The organism is Rubripirellula lacrimiformis (genome assembly GCF_007741535.1).
Classification (GTDB): Bacteria; Planctomycetota; Planctomycetia; order Pirellulales; family Pirellulaceae; genus Rubripirellula; species Rubripirellula lacrimiformis.
Window position 1 is genome coordinate 1,953,782 of sequence record NZ_CP036525.1, and the last position, 18,363, is coordinate 1,972,144.

Below are 18,363 nucleotides of genomic sequence, written 5' to 3' on the forward strand. Positions count from 1 at the left end.
CTGACGGGAACATAGCTCATGCTTTGGCCGCGGCGTACGAAAAGGCTGATTTTAATTAGCGGTGACCGGCTTTGCGGAATCACTGCAAAAATCAACTGCCTGCCGCTCGCTTGTGCAGTTCATCGCGGACCAGCACCCAGACGTTCGGCTGAAAAAGAACCGAATTGTGCGAGGCAACGACGAAACGCTGGTCGTCGGCCACTTGCTGGCGTACCAACAAATCTCCCTTGGCGTGAATGACCGTGCGGCGAATGTCTAGGCTATTGGGCAACGAAACCTCCGCAGAGGCGGCTTGCGACATGATGCGGAGTTCAGGGGTGATGTACTGGGAAAGCGGACTGGTCAGCGTGACGATCGGAACGTTGGTTGTCACCGGGCATAGCGAGATAAGCCGGATCTGACGCGGTGATTGGATTCGTTGCAACGCCGATCTCGTAAGCCAGTCGCCGAAGCTGTGAGTCACGATCGCAATCTGTGGGCTGTCGAGGGCGGAAAGCTGGTCCGCTAGCGACGTTACGCTTACTTCTAGATCGACGAAGATACGGGGGTAGTCCCAGCGGACTACCCGATGAAAGGATCCTTGTAAGTACTTTGCCATGGGCCACATCATCCATGCCGGCGACATGAAACCGGGCACCAATACAACCGGCATTGATAAAGACTTGTCGGTCATGGTTTTAGCGGACTTGCCGATCGTTGCTCGTCTCGGCGTGTAGCAGCCTCGACGATCGGAAGCTGATCCGGATCCAGCAATCCTAGGTCGACGCAGTGCCGAGCAGCTTCCACGCTGTCTTTGATCGCGAACATCGGAACGCCAATGTTCTTGCATTTTCGGATGTGCCGATCCACCTTCTGATCGTGTTCGCTGTCGCCCATGGGATCGATGTCGCGGATGAAAATCGCTTTGATTCGTGATCCAAACTCTTCCGCGGCAGTCGCGTACAACCTTGCGTCTTCCTGGCCGGAATCGCCCGACAACACGAACGGCAAGTCTGGATACGCATTCATCAGTCGGCGAGCTTTTTCTAGTTTGTGATCGTGGCCACTCTTCAGAAATTTGTTGGCGTCAAATCCTAGATCCCGCAGCAAAATGGGGCCATCTGGAATCGCATTGATTTCAATGAAATCGTCCAACAGGTCGTAAAGGTTCCAGGGAGAGCTGCTAACGTAAAAGATTGGATTGTTCGGATCGTTGTCCACGGCAAACTGGCTGCTCGGTGGATCCAACGCTGCTCGCATCGTCTGCGGCGGCGATCGCTGCATCGCTTCGTACCAGCCGGCGATGCCGGGAAGCGGCGCCCTGGTCCTCGCATTACTAAAAAATGTCAGCTTGGCCATCGTGCCGATGCTGGTCGCTCCGGTGCGAAGGATCGTGTCGTCTACGTCACTGATCAAGACAAACTTCGCGTTGTCCGGCACCGCCATGACTTTGCTGGTCGTCGCCGATTCGATCGCGGATGTCTTGGGGTGGTCGACGATCGCCAATGCCGCATCACTCCAAAACGGCAGCTCGCATCCGCAGTCGATGCGCTGCATCGTCAAGTGAAAGTAACCCTCGTGGTCGCTAACAGCCCTGCCCGACGCGGATCCCAAACTTGCCTGGACCGTGACGCCAGGGATTTCGTCGCTGGCAAAACGCTGAACGGTGTTGGCGAGATTATGCCACCAACGGTCGTCGTTGAAATTCGGATCCAGCGGTGGATTGGTAAGGACGCGTCCATGCAAATGGATCGTGTCTGCGGTTGCGTATCCCGTGTAAGCTTGAATTTTCGGAATCCCGGACCGGCCAATCCGCTTCCGCAGTCGCCGTATTCGGACATCGGCGAAATCATCAGCCGAAGCGGCCGAGCGAGTGGCGATTTTAAGCAACTCATTTCGCCACGTTGTACTGCCTGCCTTCTTCATTTTGCGTCCGCTGGGCTAGATGATTCAATGGTGGGTGGGGACGCGACTTGAAACCCGGTGGCAAGGATCCAGCTTCAAGGGTCCAGCCTCAAGGATCCGGCAAAGTGCGTCGACGGTTTACAAGATCGGCATCGTTAAGATACTTGCGTTTGGTCCCCCGAGTCGTATCGAAGTGGAGTTCGAGGCCCCCAAACAACACCCCCGCGACATGAATCACAACGTGCAATCCTTCCGTCGATACAGCCGACGACGCCCGCAATCGACGTGCCAAGACGCGGATTAAGCGACGAGCGATCCATAAGTGTCGCGATTCAAGTCATCTCGCCCCCGCCGCGCAGCGGTTTGCGGGGGCGAGAGTTACAGTGAGAGGGGAAAGAAAGAAACGACAGTTATGGATCGCTCGTTGCGAAACGGGTGTGGTTTCCGAATCGCAACTTCAATTCTGCGATGATCGTCTCGAACGGGGTGCGGTCTCACCGTTCATGTTGGTCTCTGCGCGATCAAGGGCAGCAAGTGTTCGGTCAAGTGTCTGGGAATTGCTCCGTACCACCACAAGTCGCTCCAGACTGGATGGAATTGATGCCCCGGTTCGGCATGAGGATTGCTTAGCTGTGGCGGAAGATCTGCGAAGCTTGCACTTCTCTGTCGTAGAGAAACTGCTTCGGCTTCGATGTCTCTCGAATCTTCCCCCCCGCCTCATACGATATCGCCCCACACGGACATCCGGTTCATGAACCATGCAATCAACGCGGAACCGTTCGATCCGGTTCGCCGCACCTCGTTTCTGCGTCGTACTTGGTTCGTGCTAAACGCCTGGGTCAAAGACCCACTGCATGTCGCTACGATCTGCCCGAGTTCTCCATTTCTGACACATCACTTGGCAAATCGGGATTGTGTTCGAAACGCGGAGCGAATCATCGAGCTCGGGCCAGGTGCAGGTGGGACCACGCAGGCGTTGCTGGAGAACATGCGGTTCGACGCGGAACTTCTTGCGGTGGAGAAAACCCAGGCCTTCTCGGAAGCTCTCGCATCTATCAGCGATCCACGACTGAATGTTTCCATCGCCGACGCAATTGACCTGGTCGATATCGTGTTGGATCGAAAACTCGGGCTGGCTGACGTCGTTGTATCGGGTATACCATTCAGTAGCATCCCGGAGTCAGTCGCCAAGAAGATTACTCGTTCGATCTATGAAGTGTTGCGTCCAGGCGGTGTGTTCATTGCGTATCAGCTGAGGTCCAATGTCAATGATTACGCTCGACCTTACTTTGGTCGCGCTAAGACCGAGTCAATTCCAATCAACCTGCCCCCATTGACTGCGTTCGTCTGGACGAAGGTCGGCGGGGCCACCACAGGAGAATGCGATGGCGACGACTACGACGGACCGCAACAAGACCAAAGCGTGGACCCAGGATCGCGGTGGCGTGCAGGCGACGATGGAATCAACGATCGGCATGCGTGATGGCGTAGCTGTTCTTCGGTTTAGCTTTCCGCATGACGATCGACATGACGAATTATCGACAGCGTCGCGGGAGTCCGTTTTCGCCAAGTTCGACGAGGCAAAGGTCGCGTTGTTGCGTAAGGACCAGACCTCCGTCGGCGAGTTGAGTCGATTCCATCAGTTCGTAAGCCACTAGAATGACCATGGCGTTCATCGTGACGGTCTTGCTGCTTGCAGGACTGATTTTTCTCACATTCGGTACATTGCTTAACCTGAGCAGCAATCCGCATTGGTTCGTTCGCGGCTGGGATTTTCCACGCGTTCAGATCGTAGTGATCGTTTGGTTGTTGGTGGCAGCCTATGGTGTGGTGCGATGGAGCGTTCCAGAATCCAAAGTGTTGCCCGCATGGCCATTCATCACGCTGGCGGTCATCGAAACATGCTGGCATGGTTTCTTGATCATGCCGTATACGCCGTTGATGAAGAAGCAAGCCGCTGACACAACGCCGGAACGATTGGCTGACCACCGCCAAGACGATGCAACTGTCCGAATGGTGATGAGCAATGTAGAAATGGAAAACGATCAATATGAACGCTGGATGAAGGTGATGCGGCGGGCGTCGCCCGATTTGCTATTCGTCGTAGAGATTGATCAAAAGTGGATCGAAGGTGTCGCGGATTTAATCGACGAGTACCCTCACCGCATCATCGAGCCTCAGGACAACTGGTACGGGATGATGCTGCTATCTCGAATGCCTATCGAAGATTTCGAATTGCGTCACTTGGTGCAAGAAGATGTTCCTTCGATCGACGCCCAGGTTCGCATGGATGACAACACATTGATTCGGTTCATCGGCGTCCATCCACGGCCTCCTGAACCGATCCGCGATACCGACGCGACCGCGCGGGATGCGGAACTGACGCTGTGGGGAGAAGAATTGGCCAAGGAAAATGGTCCGGCCATCATCGGCGGCGATTTGAACGATGTCGCTTGGTCCCAGACTACGCGTCTATTCCTTCGCGTCAGTGGGATGCTTGACCCGCGCCGTGGACGTGGCTTTTTCAACTCGTTCCATGCAGGCCATTGGTATCTGAGGTTTCCTCTCGATCACATCTTTCATTCGCCGCATTTCACGATCAGTCGAATCGAGCGGCTGGAGAATGTTGGGTCAGACCATTTTCCAATCATGATCGACCTGTGCTACGCGCCGCAGGAAAAGTCGCGGCATGAAAGACTCGATCGAAAAGAGTCAGATGGCGAGGAAGTCGATACGCGATTGGATAGGGCTTCCGAAGACCAAGACTTGCAAGGCGAAGCCGTCGATGGCGACCCAGGCAACGGGGAGCGAGAAGTGAACAGCAGTTCCGCATCGTGACGAATTTGGTCAAGAGTTCTGGCCCACCGGTTCCGCAGTGGCATCCTAAGAATTCCGACGTCAGACCTTCTATCGAAATTCGGGCTCAGAACCGCGTCCAGCTTCGGACCGGGCATTGCAACGATATCAACGTTTCGCCACGTGGATAAATTCGGCCGAAACGCATCTCGCTACTGCCACGCTGCGGATGGTGGCAAACACCCGATCCTCGAATCAAGGTAGCGGCGAAGGCCGGAGGTGACTACGACGACTTCACTCCGGGTAAACTCCCAAGATGACCTGTCACCGGATGCCGGTTGGTGACGTTTGCCGACGTCTCTGGCCATGGACCGACTGCTTCCGTGATCATGGCGATGGTTCATTGTCATCGTGTTCAGCATGCTTACGATGGATCACATCCGCATCCAAGTGATGTGCTGGCCTGCATCCATCAGCAGCTGTGCGTCAATGATCGAGAGCATTCTGTCACTGGCATGAGGGATTCAGGCGAGCATTGACTGCCTGCGATGGATGGATCATCCGATTCGCTTCGTAACAGCGACCAGGCGTTGGCCATCCACCGTGGCTCGGAAGACCAGTCGGTCGAGAAAACTGTGATCGTTTTTTCGACGCGATCGTGCGAAAAGAACTGTTAACCAGAGGTTCGGAGTGATTTTCAACAGCAGCCGCCATCACGCCACATCGCGTGGATGTTCGCGATTCGATCGATGTCTGCTCCGCCTACCGTCGCTCGGCGACGATCTCAAATGGAGGACTCCCAAACCGGCGTCGCAGCCAATTCAAAGTACGCAGCACCGTCGGGATCGAAACTAGGTATTTCTGTACTCTAAACTTGCCAGGAAAGTTCATCAAAGAGAGCCCCACCAGAATCGTTATTAATCCTTGCCCTGGCAGGACCAACATTCCGATTCCTAGGACCAGGAAGGTCGCACCGAGAAGGTTCTTGGCAACTAAGATCGCTACATAGATCGTCCACCGAATCGTGTCTTCAGGCGCAGCAGATCTTCGTTTGGCAGAACAGAAATAGTCATGCGGTAACCGCACCGCGATCCAGGGAATCGCCACGAGTGTGAATAGGAACGTCACAGCGGAGACCGAAACGAGCCACCATAGAATCGGATGATAGGCGAAAATTTTAGCACCTCGTCGAAGAACTTTTCTGACCTTTCCTACGCAGCTTTCCGCTTGTGCATGAGCAACCCGCGTGCCGCAGTCGCTGGAATGGCACGGAAGTCGCGTAGCCTGTCTTTTCCCACGAAGCACCGATTGTGTTTCGAAATTCAAACCACCAGAGCAATTCCTATGCTGCCGAAGGATGACGTCACGCCGTCACGCTGGTCGTTCTTATGGCGAGCGGTACACTGGCCGGGTGAAATTCGCGATTGGATTTTGCACGCCCTGCTATTTCCATTTTGGTTCTTGTGCCGAAAAAATGAACGAATCCGGCGATTCGCGGCGTGGCTTCGTTTCCGGCGCCGGCGGCTAACTGCGGTATTTCTTCTGGTTGCGCATTTGCTGGGCGCAGCCGCATCGCTGAACGTGTTGACGGAACAGCGGACCCCCCAGGGTGCGATTGCCTGGATCGTCTCGCTCAATACGTTTCCATATCTAGCCGTGCCGATGTATTGGCTGGTGGGTGAAACTGACTATGGCGAGCATGCGATCGCTTATCGCGCAAGTACCTCGAAGGGGCAGCCAATCGTGGCCAGGCTCTACCGGGATCTCCAGAAGGCGAACCTTATCGTTCCGGACAGAACGGACACACATCGTCTGGTGACCCGCCTCGTCAAACTTCCCGTCACCCGAGGCAACGAAGCGAAGCTGCTGATCGACGGGCCGGCCACTTTTGACGCAATGATGAATTCCATCGAGTCAGCTAAATCGTATGTGTTGGTCGAGTTTTACATCGTTCGTGATGATCAGATAGGTCGCAGTCTTCAAGAGCTGTTGATCAAAAAATCCAAGCAAGGCGTCCGAGTCTCGATGCTGTACGACGAATATGGCAGTCGTGACTTGCCGAATCGTTACGTGGAAGAACTGCGAGCGGCGGGCGTTCAGGTCCGCGGTTTCAATTCGCCAATGTCTGACGGATCCACTACACGCCTGAATTTTCGAAATCACCGGAAATTGGTGATCGTGGATGGCGAGACGGCGTTCGTGGGTGGGCACAATGTTGGCGATGAATATCGCTACGGCGTCGGTGAGCTAGGACTCTATCGAGACACCCATGTGCAAGTCGATGGCCCACTCGTTCAATGTTGTCAGGTCGTGTTTGCCGAAGACTGGCACGCGGTAACGGATGAATTACTCACGCACCTCCATTGGCAACCAACCGTAACCGCTGAACCGGGTGTCGAGGCAGTTTGCGTTCCCACGGGGCCCGCCGACGAGTTCGAGACGGCATCAATGTTTTTCATGCAGCTCATTCATTCAGCAAAAGAACGCGTTTGGATCGCGACTCCCTATTTCGTTCCTGACGAACAAATGGTGACCACCTTAAAGCTGGCAGCACTTCGGGGCGTGGATGTTCGGATTCTGATTCCCGAGAAATCGGATGCCACACTCGTATGGCTGTCCTCGTTTTCATATCTCGAAGAACTTGATGCTGCGGGCGTCCGTGTCTACCGATATCAAGACCGCTTCATGCACCAGAAGGTCATGTTGGTCGACGACTCAGTGGCTGTCATTGGCACCGCCAATTTTGACAACCGATCATTTCGACTGAACTTCGAACTGATGCTCGCCTTTTTTGACGAGAAATTCGTCAAGGAAGTCGCACGCATGCTGGAGTCGGATCTCCGTGATTGCAAGCTCGCCGATAGCCAAGAGCTTGCCGAGAGCACGTACGCTTTTCAAACGCTCGTGCGGGCATCACGCCTCTTGGCGCCGATTCAGTAGCGCACCGCCGCCTTCGTAGGACGGCCTTTCCAGGCCGTCAGTTCTGTACTCAACGACGGCCAAGAAAGGCAATCCTACGGGGATTCTTGGAATGACTTTGTGCTTCAGTTCCGCTCGCAGCCCGTTGGACAGGTCCACCCGGGGAAAACTTGATGGTTACGAAACTTAGCGAGCACATCCGAGGCGGACTTCGGGCTGCAGACGATCGACGGTGGGCGTGATCTGCTATCGAGCCGCCACTGTATCGTCAGCGAGCAGGACGATCGCCGACGGATTGGTTCGATCTGCCATGGGGCGTTTCAGGATGGGGGCACACTTCGGGAAGCGGACGGCCACGCAATTGTTCTGCGTCTCGTTGGCTTAGCCGCATTCGGAGAACTGGAACGGCATGTTGGCGTCAAGCTACAGTATGGTTGTGTCGAACGATCCGACTGTCCCAACCTCGTCGCAATCTTTTGGATTGGCAACTCGACAAACGATCACAGAGATGTTGTCGTTGCCCCCTGCTCGATTCGCTTCGTCAATCAATTGCCGACTCGACTGCTCGCTATTACCGGCCGACGAGGTGATATTCCGAATCGTCTCATCATCCACCATGCCTGTCAGCCCGTCGCTGCACAAAATTAGGATGTCGTCCGACTGCAGTCGACACCGCAATGCCTCGGGACGCACCTGTTGATTGCCACCACCGACGCAATTCCAGAGCACGTGCCGCCAGCGTTTGAGGGCATCATCGTCGGGCGACATGCCGCTCGATTCGATCATTTGTTGAGCAACCGTGTGGTCCGTTGTCAGTTGCTTCAATTCGCCATCTCGAAGTAGGTAGCAGCGACTGTCGCCTGCATGAACGACGAACACTCGCGGCCACAGCAAATATGCCATCGTCACGGTTGTTCCCATGCGGCGATCGCCCGGCCCGGCCACCGACCACAATTCTTCTTGTACCGACGTCAAGCAATTGGAGAGCTCGTTTTCGAAGTCCTGCTCATCGTCGGACGACAGTTTCAAGAACCACTGCATCATGTCCAGCACGTATTTTGCCGACGCCTCCACTGCTGTGCGGCTCGCCTGCTCGCCGCCCTGATGGCCGCCCATTCCATCGGCAACAACCAGCAAGCTGCCTTCCTGACAACCAAATAATTCCTCGTTCTGCCTTTTCGGAATGTCCGTTTGTCGAACGGTTAGATATCGTCGCAGATCGGCAACTAGGAAATGATCTTGGTTCTCATTGCGTTTCTTGCCGACGTCACTGGCACCAAAGATGTCGAAACAGCTCATGCTCATTGGATATTTCCTGCTCGCGAACGTTAACTTCGGTTGTTTCAGTGAACTTCAAAGGTTTGCCAAAGGGGCGATCCAGAAGGAGAATAGCTGTACCCGCTAAGATGAGCTGCGAGCCGAAAATTCGGGCCGACACGAACCCGTCCATTCTCGGAACTTCTACAGCGGCCCGGTAAGAACTGGTCCGTGCGCTTCGATGGCGAAGTTGAAGGTGGGGCTGCGACGGCGCATCAAAAAACGGACTCGCAAATCAATGATTTCAGTTTGCCGAAGCGAACAAAGCAACGTTCCTCGGATCGCATGCAGACGGTAACTGTGACGCGAACGGCTGCTAGTCTTGTTTGCACTTTGCATCACGCAACCGCTAGAACCGTCGCCCTATCGAGCCGCATCGATCGATTGGAAACCGCTTGCGCCCGCTCGCAAAATTCTTTTAGATGTTTTGAACTGGAGGGGCGGTCACCTTGTCGAGTGGTTGGCCGCAACATTCAAGCTTTGTCGTACAGTTCTTGCAGTCGCATCCGCCGGTGACATGGACTTCGAATGAGCACTTGGTGCAACGATACATGTCACCGGTCTTGGGTGCTTCCAAATTGTTAGCCATCGGAAAACCTTCGAGAGAGAGGATGTTTGGTTCTCCTGGAAGGCATAGCAAATCGCGTTCCCCTTGCCCTGCTCTGGCACTCCGATCACTTCGTCTACGCTTTGCTTTTGGAACCGCGAAGGTGGTCGGCAAAGTCAGGCGGGGCGTCGAACGAAGGCACCATCATGCCTGCGCTGCTGACGAGGGCGTCCAGTCTGCCGAGTTGTTCGACCATTTTGTCGACGCATGCCTTGGCAGTTTCGGGCGATGAGAGATCAAGCTGCTCGATAATGCACCGCTGACCAGTCGCTTCCGCCGCTTCGGCATTTTTTTGTGCTTCGGCTGCTTTGTGGGCGAATGTGATGGTGACGTCATGACCCGATTTGGCCAAAGCAATGGCAGTACCTCGCCCAATTCCAGTGCTGCCGCCAGCGACGATTGCCCTTCGTGACATTTCTTTTTTATGTGCGTTTCGGGACTCGCCAATGCTCGTATAGCGAAAGTTCTGGCGACTAGCGCCAGTATTTCGATGCAATGAGTGCGCCGGTTGGCCTAGATATTGCTATTCCGTTGGTTCGATTCCTACGTTTCGTTACCCACCGCTGAATCCAATCGGAACCGAACGTGTCAAAGCCCCGAACAGACACGGCACCGCTTAGACGGGAGCTCACCCCGAAATGAGGCGAAGGTGGGATTCGCTAGCCCCGACGCAGTTCCTGACGATTCTGGCAATGTTCTGATGACGATGGAAATTCTCTTCAGTCTCAACCGAGTGCGTCTATTCGACAGTCCACATTCTCGAAGCAGTCCAATGATTCGTTCAGGTCCGTCAGTCGGTTTGCTAGTCCTGCATTTCAGCGGGTGCTTTATATTTAGCCCTTGGCTGGCGATCGCCGAGGACCGAATGGAGCTCGGTCAGATCGTGCGTGATGCAGCGGATGAACTTAACCCAGATGCGCTGCCGACACGCGTCGAATGTGCCACCGAATTTGCTGCATCCGTCACGGAGGCGACGGATTTCGTGAGCTCGCCGAGTTTCGAGGCCAGCGGCGCAGGCTGGCTCGACTACCTTCAGCTCGCGGCAATGGCCGATGCGGTCGAGTCCGAAGTTGGTGTGCATCAGCAGATCGAGCTTGCGAGTGAGCTGCGTCGACGTTTGATCGGTCCTATTCCGGGTGTTGAACTTTCGCCGCTCGTGAAGCTTCGTGAGCAGGCAGAGTGTTATCGGCTGGCACTCGCATGCAGCGACCGCGAACCGTTTATCCGTCACCTGCGGACGCAGTTGATTGAAGTCGCAGAGCAGCTGGAAGCCAGCCGCAGTGTCGGTCTCAGTGCTGATCCGAGTACCGATCCCAGTGTGGGCACACCGAAGCTAACCGCAAAGGAAATTCGGTTGGTGTCACAAGTCATAGCGAGGCTTTCCGCCTTCCATCAATCAGGCGCCAACATCGACCGTATCCGCCGCATCTTTTCGCACCCAAATTGCGTGCTCACTTTCTCCGAAGGGTTCGTGCAACAAGCGATTGCTCGCTCGATTGTCGAGACACGACCAATTAACGACTGCATTCTGGGAACTCGGATTGTGGGGCAAGCGAACGTTCACGCGACCGTCTCGGTCGACCTGCAACCTTCGGACTCGGGTTCTCGATTGACGCTCCACTTAGACAGTCAAATGACCAATCGGAGTCGCGGCTACCACGGACCAGTAGCGATGAACATGGTCGGCGGAGGTAGCGCGACTGCATCACGAACACTGTTGTTGAGCGATCATGGTGTGGCATTTCAGCAGGTTCAAGTCCAAGCAAACTTGACAAATCAGATCCAATCAGTGGACCATCCGTTGCCAATTGTTCGGCGAATTGCCAAACAGCGCGCCGCCAAGCAGAAACCGCAATCCGACCGGATCGCAAAATCAAGAGTGGAAGCCCAGATTCGCGACCAGTTCACAAAGCAAACCGACTCTGCTGGCACCATGCGACCCGACGACTTGTTGGAGCCCCTGCGACCTTGGCTGCGTCGATTCGCCGTCAGTGAGCCTGACAGAACTTGGGGGTCGACAGACCAATCCCTGTTCATTCAAGGACGCTTGTTGCACGATGACCAGCTGGCCAGTCCGGTTGCACCGCCAGCATGTTCGGCGGATTACGACGTTGCAATTCAAGTCCACGAAACATGCGCCAACAATGTTCTGAAAACCTACATGTCCGGCAAAACGTTTTCGGAGGAAAACATTGACTTGTTGGCTTGGTTGAATGGTCGTGGACCGCTGGTTCAGCTGCCCATCGAAATCGAAGTGAAGGCGGCGGATCACGTTGCAATCGAAGTGCATCCCATCACGCCAAAGTTCCAGATCAAGTTGGCGGTCGAAAGTCCGGTGTTCTTCGAGGCGAGAGAAGGACGCGTCGTCATGGGGGCTCACCTGGCACACATCGTTGAAGACGGTACGGCACCAATCCACGATATCGAGCTGCGTGCAACCTACCGCCCGCAACGGCAATCCGATGGCCATTACCATTTGGCGCGAGAACACGAAATCAATGTGGATGGGCCAGGAACTGGGGGACTGAACGAAAAGCAAAAAACGCTGCTTGCCGAGGTGCGCGATGCGGTGCAACGGGCGCTGCCGCTACAGATCGCCGACCAATATTTCATGCTGCCGTCCCAAGTTCCCGTAGCTGCGTTCAAAGACCGGCACTTTCGTCCCAGCGTGATGGAAGCCCAAGACGGATGGCTAACGATCGCCGTGCGATAGGCCTTGCCTGCGGTTCGGTTTCGCAACGGAAAGGACTGCGGGCGAGTTTCGCTACGGTCGTAGCAAGGCAGCGATGGCACGAAACATGCAAAGCTCAGAGGTGAAATTAACCAAACTCATCCCTCATCAATCAAGCGTAAACATGGCAAACAAATCGAAGCAACGCGGCAAGTCGGACGACAACCAACAAAGGCCCAAGCAAGAACAGGCGAAGCAGCCTGGTGAACAATCTGAGATGACTCCCGCGCCGATCACCGTCCGCGAAGACTACGTAGGTAGCAGCAGGTTGAAGGGCAAGGCTGCTTTGATCACTGGCGGCGATAGTGGTATCGGACGCAGTATCGCGGTCATGTTCGCTCGGGAAGGTGCGGACGTTGCGCTCGTGTACTTCGACGAGGATTCCGACGCGGAGGAAACAAAACAATTAGTCGAAGACGAAGGACGCCGGTGTTCGATTCTTTCGGGCGACATCGGTGATCAGGCTTTCTGCGAAATCGCAGTGCAGAAATGCGTCGACGAATTTGGGCGGTTAGATGTTTTGGTCAACAACGCGGCCGAGCAGCATCCGCAAGAGGACATTCAGAAGATCACCGAGGGGCAGCTCGTCAAAACGTTCCGCACGAATATCTTCTCGATGTTCTATCTTTGCCAAGCCGCAGTGCCGCACCTGAAGAAGCAGGCCGGCAGTTCGATCATCAACACAACCTCCGTAACCGCGTATCGAGGCAGTCCCGGTCTGCTTGATTATTCAGCGACCAAAGGAGCGATTGTCAGCTTCACTCGATCGCTTTCGCAGAACCTCGTCGACGACGGTATTCGTGTCAACGCGGTCGCTCCCGGTCCAATTTGGACGCCATTGATTCCCGCGACATTTCCAGCCGACAAGGTTGCCAAATTCGGTAGCGATGCCCCGATGGGACGGGCAGGTCAACCTGCCGAATGTGGGGGCTGCTACGTTTTTCTGGCCAGTGATGATGCATCGTACATGACCGGGCAGGTGCTGCATCCCAACGGTGGCGAAGTCATCAACGGATAAGACAGGGCCGCCGATCGTTGAAGTCCCTAGCTGATGCATTTTACGACGAGTTGCGAGACGCACTCAGCGCCGAAAAACAACTGGTCAAAGCGTTGCCGAAGATGATGAAGAAGGCGTCGTGCGAAGAGCTAACTGCGGCCATTGAGGCTCATCTCACAGAAACGGAAAAGCATGTCGAGCGAGTCGAGCAAGCCTTTGAAGAGACTGGCAAAGCGGCCCGTGCGAAGACCTGTGAAGCGATGAAGGGGTTGATCAAGGAAGCCGAAGGCATGCTCCAAGAAGATGCTGAGCCCGCCGTGAAAGACGCCGTCATCATCGCGTGCGCCCAGAAGGTAGAACACTACGAGATCGCCACCTACGGCACACTCTGCACGTGGGCCGAGGCCCTCGGCTACGACAAAGCCCTGAAGTTGCTCAAGCAGAACATCGACGAAGAAGAAACCGCGGACAAGAAGCTCAGCGAGATTGCAAAGACAATCAACAAAGACGCCCTGATGGCCGGCTAGCTCTTGTGATCCACCCGCCGTGGCCGATCTCGGCCACGGCCATTTTTCCATCTGGTTTGTGCTCAGCAGCTCCCAGTAGCCGCGTGCGAATGGGTGGTGAGTGTGGGGTGGTGGTGCATTTGAAGGTTGGTCGGGTTGCCGTGGCCTACTGCGATGGTGATTCGTGCCTTCGAAACTGACGTCCCACGCTCGCGGGGCGCCCCAAACGACAAATCGGAGTGCGAGTGCTCGGCTGGACGTGTGCGTCACCAGCGCTGAGTCCGAAATCGACGTTTTAGATCGCTGGGGCTACGCCAAGTCTGGTCGATCTTATCCACGAGGCGGCGGAGCACCCATCGCCGATCCACTGAGCATCGCCTGCCAAAGTACGGCAAACGATTCAAACACGAAGTGACTCACATGGCTGCGAAGTTTTTCCCGCAATGCTTGGCGACTCTTGAACTTCTCCTACACCGAAGCAAACAGCGGGCGGCATGCTTTCTGTACCTAGTCAACCATGAACGCCAAAAACATCAACAGCATCAGTACCGTTGATAGGTCTTGCTTTCCATGACCGTAGTTGTGTTCAAAGGGGTAACCTCGATTCTTGAGCGTATTAAACGTCTCATTCTCAATCCGCCAGCGACTACGACCTCGTGCGGCGAATTTCGATAGCAGCGAAGGATCTAACGCGACGTTCGTCAACCAACTGAATCGCTTGCTCACTTCGCCGCTATGACCGTTGTATTCAAAATGCAGCAAAAAGTTCACTCGCAGAGATTGATTCGACGCATTGAACGCCAGGTCACTGACGGACTGAGTCTCGCTTTGGATGACGCGGTTATCCACCATGGGATAAACCGTCCCGGATTGTTCTCGCCTGTTCGGGGGACCGATTGAAATCTCCGGCGCAACGTGTCGATGAGTGCATCAGCGCAAAGGAATCGCCGTAACTTGGGAAGCGGGTGCGCCGGATGGGGCGTGATCGATCGCCTTCGACGAGAGCGAAAGCCGTCCATTGCAGCGTCAACCCCCGGCTCCAATCAAGGCTTCATCGAATCGCGACACTTATTGATCGCTCGTTGCTTAGCCAACCGCCGGGAACTGCCGGCTATCTACCAAGCCTCTCGCTCCTCATCGTGGAGCTGACACCCTGCTTCAGGCTGGCGTGTGATCGCAATTCACAGGTCGTCCTTTTACTGGAACTTTCCATGGAAGAAAACGACTGCCGAGCTTCGTGCAACGGTCGACAAGCCCAGGCAAAACGCGTCTGCGTTTGACAAAAATTTCGGCAAGGATTGACAACTTGATGGATAGCTGTGTTGTGCAGCTATGGGGGTTGCACTCCCATGGCTGCGTGTTCTTTTCTCTCGCTTCAGATGAACGAGCCTGCAACTTCAACTCGGTGACTATGCCTCCCATTAAAAACCGCAGCGTTCGACTTGCTCGTTTCGCCTTGGTTACGCGGATACTCTTCGGACTCTTCCTTGTTGGCACGGGAATCATGACGATGGGCTTTGGGATCAATGGTTACCCCGTTGGCGATCCGCTGGGTGACGTTGGTCCATTCATGCTCGCGTTAGAAGAAGTGGGCTACCTGACTTTGGGGGTTGGCTTGCTCAAGGCCGTCGCTGGCGACTTGATGTTCTGCCGGCGGACAACACCACTGGCGATCCTTATGACGCTATCCTATGCGTTCAATATGCTGCTCTATGTGATTTTCTTTGCTCATCAATACTTCGTAATCGGTCTTTTGGGTTTTGGGGCGTGTGCCTTGCTGATCTACTGCCAATTCGATTGGTATCGTCCGTTCTTTGCTGGACCGACGACCGTTTCGATTCCGGGATCGAGGGAGGGTGAAGATGCAGTTTGACTCCGAGTCTTCGCCCGGATTTGCAATCGGACGCGTTGCTTATCTGATTCGTTCTGGAATGGCAGCGGTACTGAAGAGTGCTGGCTGGCCGTCTTCACCAGAGGAAACGCAGGCAATGATATGTTTATTGGATGCCGGCGAACCGCTCAGTATGAACGAACTGGCAGTGCTGATGATTCGTGATCCGACGACGGTGAAACGTCAGTTGGACCGGTTCGTTGAACAAAAGTTTGTTGAGCGGAGCATGTCCAGTAAAGACGCGCGCATCGTGATGATCGGATTGACTCGTCGGGGCGAGCAGAAACTCGCGAACGTTCTCCCCTTGTTGGACGACTTGCGTAAGACGACGTTGAAGGGCATCTCAAAGTCAGAGATTGATTCAACACAAAACGTTCTGCTGAAGATGCAGAAGAACTTATCGAAACACATTTCAAAGGAATAGTCTCATGCGAACCACCGCCCTTTTACTCGCGCTTTTGTTAGTCAATGCACATTCAAGCCTGGCTCAGGAAGCGAGCACCGCGACGGCGCGGCTCACCAAGCAAAATGATCAGTTCGCGGAGGAAATCGTCAACGTTGCTGAGAATGTTTACACAGCGGTTGGCTACAGTGTCTCCAACGTTTCAATGATTGTTGGCGATCACGGCGTCGTGATTGTCGATACGGGAATGACAGTTGATGACGCCGATCGCATCGTGACCGAGTTTCGCAAGATCACCGACAAACCGGTCAAGGCGATCATCTTTACGCACTCACATGGCGACCATACCGGAGGCGTGACCTCGTTTCTTGGTGCAGAGCGACCGCAAATATGGGCTCACAAAAACTTCGGCAGCGAATACCGTCCATTGACGGATGCTGGTGTTACGTTTCAATCGGTGCGAGCAGCAAGGCAGGCTGGATTCAAGTTGCCGCCGGAGCAACGGATCAACAACGGCGTCGCCCCGGTTCGATATCCCAAAGCAGGCGGCCATGCGTTTGCATCCAGCGCCGCGTCGAAACCATCGCAATTTCTGGAAGGTGAACGGCAAACGATCAACGTGGCTGGAGTTGAGCTTGAACTTGTCTCAGCACCCGGTGAAACAAACGACGAACTGTTCGTCTGGCATCCGGATAGCAAGGTACTTTTCTCCGGCGACAATTTCTACCGATCGTTTCCGAATTTGTATGCGATTCGAGGAACTCCCAACCGTAGCGTTCGCCTGTGGGCAGACAGCCTCAATAAAATGTCTGCCAACAATGCGGTTGCCTTGGTCGGCGGCCACACCAAGCCGATTATTGGTGCAGGCGAAGTCAAACAAGTCCTCGGCGATTACCGCGACGCTGTGCAGTTCATCCACGACAAAACCGTCGAGGGAATGAACAAGGGAATGACGCCCGACGAATTGGTCGAGTACGTGAGGCTTCCTGAACATCTTGCCAGCAAAGACTATTTGCAACCGTTCTACGGGCATCCCGAATGGGGAGTGCGGACTGTCTTCAGCCAGTACTTTGGTTGGTTCGACGGCAACCCATCCAATCTGTTTCGCCTAACGTTGAAGTCGGAGGCTGAGCGTATTGCCAAGTTGGCGGGTGGAAAAGAGAAGCTGCTCTCAGCGGCTAAAGACGCGCTCGCTAACGATGACAACCAATGGGCCGCGCAACTTGCCGACCATCTGTTGGCGATCGATAAAGACGACGCGGCCGCGAAGGAAATCAAAGCAGATGCTTTGACGAAGTTGGCTCGCAACATGGTCAACGCAACCGCCAGAAACTATTGCCTCACCGTCGCTCGCGAACTCCGCGAAGGGAAGTGAAACCCTTCGGCATCGTTACGGCGTCCGACGTGCAGAGCATTCAGTGAATCCTTCCGTCCCCAGTAGACGCCGATGATGTGCGGGTACTCGCCGGGCGTGACGTCGTCGCTCGGCCTGCGATGGGGGCCTCGTGAAAATTGACCCATTCAATCACAAAGGGCGACTATGAAGCGACCCAACCCGCGCCTCTTGACGGTGCTCCGCAAGAACAAAGTCACCGCGCATCTCTTGCGTCTCACCTTCGGTGGCGAATCAATGGCGACGTTTCCCTCTGGACAGGAAGGATCGTACATAAAGCTCATGTTTCCCGGTGATGAGAAACGCCACATTCTCCGAACCTACACGGTTCGCAAACAGCGCGACGGCGAAATCGACGTCGACTTTGCTCTCCATGGGGACGGAGGTCTCGCTGCGACGTGGGCGCAGGAGTGTCCGCTAGGGGAATCCATTCTTGTTGGTGGCCCTGGTCCCGGCTCGCTGGTCAATCCAGCGGCGAATTGGTTCCTTCTGGCCGGAGACATCGCAGCTTTACCCGCATTGAGCGTCAACCTGGAGACGATGCCCCGCGATGCGCGGGGTGCCGCGTTTATCGAAGTCCCCTCCGAAGAAGACAAACAAGTTCTGGATGCTCCGCGAGACATTCAAATTTATTGGCTCATCAATCCGCATCCGGGCAAACGCCCCGAACTGCTCCGACAGGCTATTGAAGACTTCGAGTGGGAGAAAGGGCGGCCCTTCGTGTGGGCCGCAAGCGAGTTTGGCACGATGCAGGGGCTTCGCACGTATCTGAGGGGGACGCGCGGACTTGGAAAAGAGCAGCTTTACCTGTCAAGCTATTGGAAGCTCGGGATCACCGAAGAGGAACACAAGGAGACCAAACGCGCCGATGCCCAAAAACATTCGGATCCCTAATCTGTTTCCGGTCGACACGGCTCCG

General features: G+C 55.0%; 16 protein-coding genes. 10 read left to right on the forward strand and 6 right to left on the reverse strand.

The genetic code is table 11. The features are described from left to right. Positions 1 to 91: 91 nt before the first annotated feature. Together K227x_RS06830 and K227x_RS06835 are read right to left on the reverse strand one after the other, a co-directional pair. Positions 92 to 673 carry an esterase/lipase family protein gene (locus K227x_RS06830; RefSeq protein ID WP_218933819.1) on the reverse strand — a complete coding sequence of 194 codons (582 nt, stop codon included), beginning with the start codon at positions 671 to 673 and terminating at the stop codon, positions 92 to 94. Next, positions 670 to 1,905, reverse strand: coding sequence for an App1 family protein (locus K227x_RS06835; RefSeq protein ID WP_145168837.1), 1,236 nt, complete (start codon positions 1,903 to 1,905; stop codon positions 670 to 672). Before K227x_RS06835 ends, K227x_RS06830 begins: the two co-directional genes overlap by 4 nt. Positions 1,906 to 2,635: 730 nt before the next feature. Here K227x_RS06835 and K227x_RS06840 point away from each other — a divergent pair. After that, positions 2,636 to 3,367, forward strand: coding sequence for a class I SAM-dependent methyltransferase (locus tag K227x_RS06840; protein WP_218933820.1), 732 nt, complete (start codon positions 2,636 to 2,638; stop codon positions 3,365 to 3,367). 182 nt (positions 3,368 to 3,549) lie between these two features. Next, complete coding sequence (locus K227x_RS06850) at positions 3,550 to 4,722, forward strand: endonuclease/exonuclease/phosphatase family protein (protein ID WP_246146606.1); 1,173 nt, start codon at positions 3,550 to 3,552, stop codon at positions 4,720 to 4,722. Positions 4,723 to 5,442: 720 nt separating this feature from the next. Here the strand turns inward: K227x_RS06850 and K227x_RS30310 are convergent. After that, entirely contained in the window at positions 5,443 to 5,808 is a 366-nt protein-coding gene (locus K227x_RS30310) for a PGPGW domain-containing protein (RefSeq protein ID WP_218933822.1), read from the reverse strand. Positions 5,809 to 6,024: 216 nt separating this feature from the next. On the opposite strand from K227x_RS30310, the gene cls reads away from it, so the two are divergent. After that, positions 6,025 to 7,620 carry a cardiolipin synthase gene (cls, locus tag K227x_RS06865; RefSeq protein WP_145168842.1) on the forward strand — a complete coding sequence of 532 codons (1,596 nt, stop codon included), beginning with the start codon at positions 6,025 to 6,027 and terminating at the stop codon, positions 7,618 to 7,620. A 402-nt stretch (positions 7,621 to 8,022) separates the two neighbouring features. Here cls and K227x_RS06870 read toward each other — a convergent pair whose 3' ends face one another. After that, positions 8,023 to 8,904 (reverse strand): PP2C family protein-serine/threonine phosphatase, encoded by an 882-nt coding sequence (locus K227x_RS06870; protein WP_145168843.1) that lies wholly within the window; start codon positions 8,902 to 8,904, stop codon positions 8,023 to 8,025. 695 nt (positions 8,905 to 9,599) lie between these two features. Further along, positions 9,600 to 9,938 (reverse strand): SDR family NAD(P)-dependent oxidoreductase, encoded by a 339-nt coding sequence (locus K227x_RS06875; protein ID WP_145168844.1) that lies wholly within the window; start codon positions 9,936 to 9,938, stop codon positions 9,600 to 9,602. Between the two features lie 357 nt (positions 9,939 to 10,295). On the opposite strand from K227x_RS06875, the gene K227x_RS06880 reads away from it, so the two are divergent. From K227x_RS06880 to K227x_RS06890, 3 genes are all read left to right on the forward strand, one after another. Further along, complete coding sequence (locus tag K227x_RS06880) at positions 10,296 to 12,236, forward strand: hypothetical protein (RefSeq protein ID WP_145168845.1); 1,941 nt, start codon at positions 10,296 to 10,298, stop codon at positions 12,234 to 12,236. A 142-nt stretch (positions 12,237 to 12,378) separates the two neighbouring features. Continuing rightward, positions 12,379 to 13,272 (forward strand): SDR family oxidoreductase, encoded by an 894-nt coding sequence (locus K227x_RS06885; RefSeq protein WP_145168846.1) that lies wholly within the window; start codon positions 12,379 to 12,381, stop codon positions 13,270 to 13,272. A 17-nt stretch (positions 13,273 to 13,289) separates the two neighbouring features. Then, on the forward strand, positions 13,290 to 13,778 hold the full coding sequence (locus tag K227x_RS06890) for a YciE/YciF ferroxidase family protein (protein WP_246146608.1): 489 nt from the start codon (positions 13,290 to 13,292) through the stop codon (positions 13,776 to 13,778). 486 nt (positions 13,779 to 14,264) lie between these two features. On the opposite strand, the gene K227x_RS06895 is transcribed toward K227x_RS06890, so the two are convergent. Next, positions 14,265 to 14,609: a hypothetical protein gene (locus tag K227x_RS06895; protein WP_145168848.1), complete on the reverse strand. Its 345-nt coding sequence runs from the start codon at positions 14,607 to 14,609 to the stop codon at positions 14,265 to 14,267. 559 nt (positions 14,610 to 15,168) lie between these two features. Here K227x_RS06895 and K227x_RS06900 point away from each other — a divergent pair. The 4 genes from K227x_RS06900 to K227x_RS06915 all read left to right on the forward strand — a co-directional run bounded on the left by K227x_RS06900 (position 15,169) and on the right by K227x_RS06915 (position 18,338). Then, entirely contained in the window at positions 15,169 to 15,630 is a 462-nt protein-coding gene (locus K227x_RS06900; protein ID WP_145177379.1) for a hypothetical protein, read from the forward strand. Further along, positions 15,620 to 16,072 carry a MarR family winged helix-turn-helix transcriptional regulator gene (locus K227x_RS06905; protein ID WP_145168849.1) on the forward strand — a complete coding sequence of 151 codons (453 nt, stop codon included), beginning with the start codon at positions 15,620 to 15,622 and terminating at the stop codon, positions 16,070 to 16,072. Before K227x_RS06900 ends, K227x_RS06905 begins: the two co-directional genes overlap by 11 nt. 4 nt (positions 16,073 to 16,076) lie before the next feature. Then, the gene (locus tag K227x_RS06910; protein ID WP_145168850.1) at positions 16,077 to 17,426 is read left to right on the forward strand and encodes an alkyl/aryl-sulfatase; all 1,350 of its coding nucleotides are present in this window, start codon (positions 16,077 to 16,079) and stop codon (positions 17,424 to 17,426) included. 165 nt (positions 17,427 to 17,591) lie between these two features. Then, a complete protein-coding gene (locus K227x_RS06915; RefSeq protein WP_145168851.1) occupies positions 17,592 to 18,338 on the forward strand; it encodes a siderophore-interacting protein in 747 nt (248 codons plus the stop codon). Positions 18,339 to 18,363: the final 25 nt, after the last annotated feature.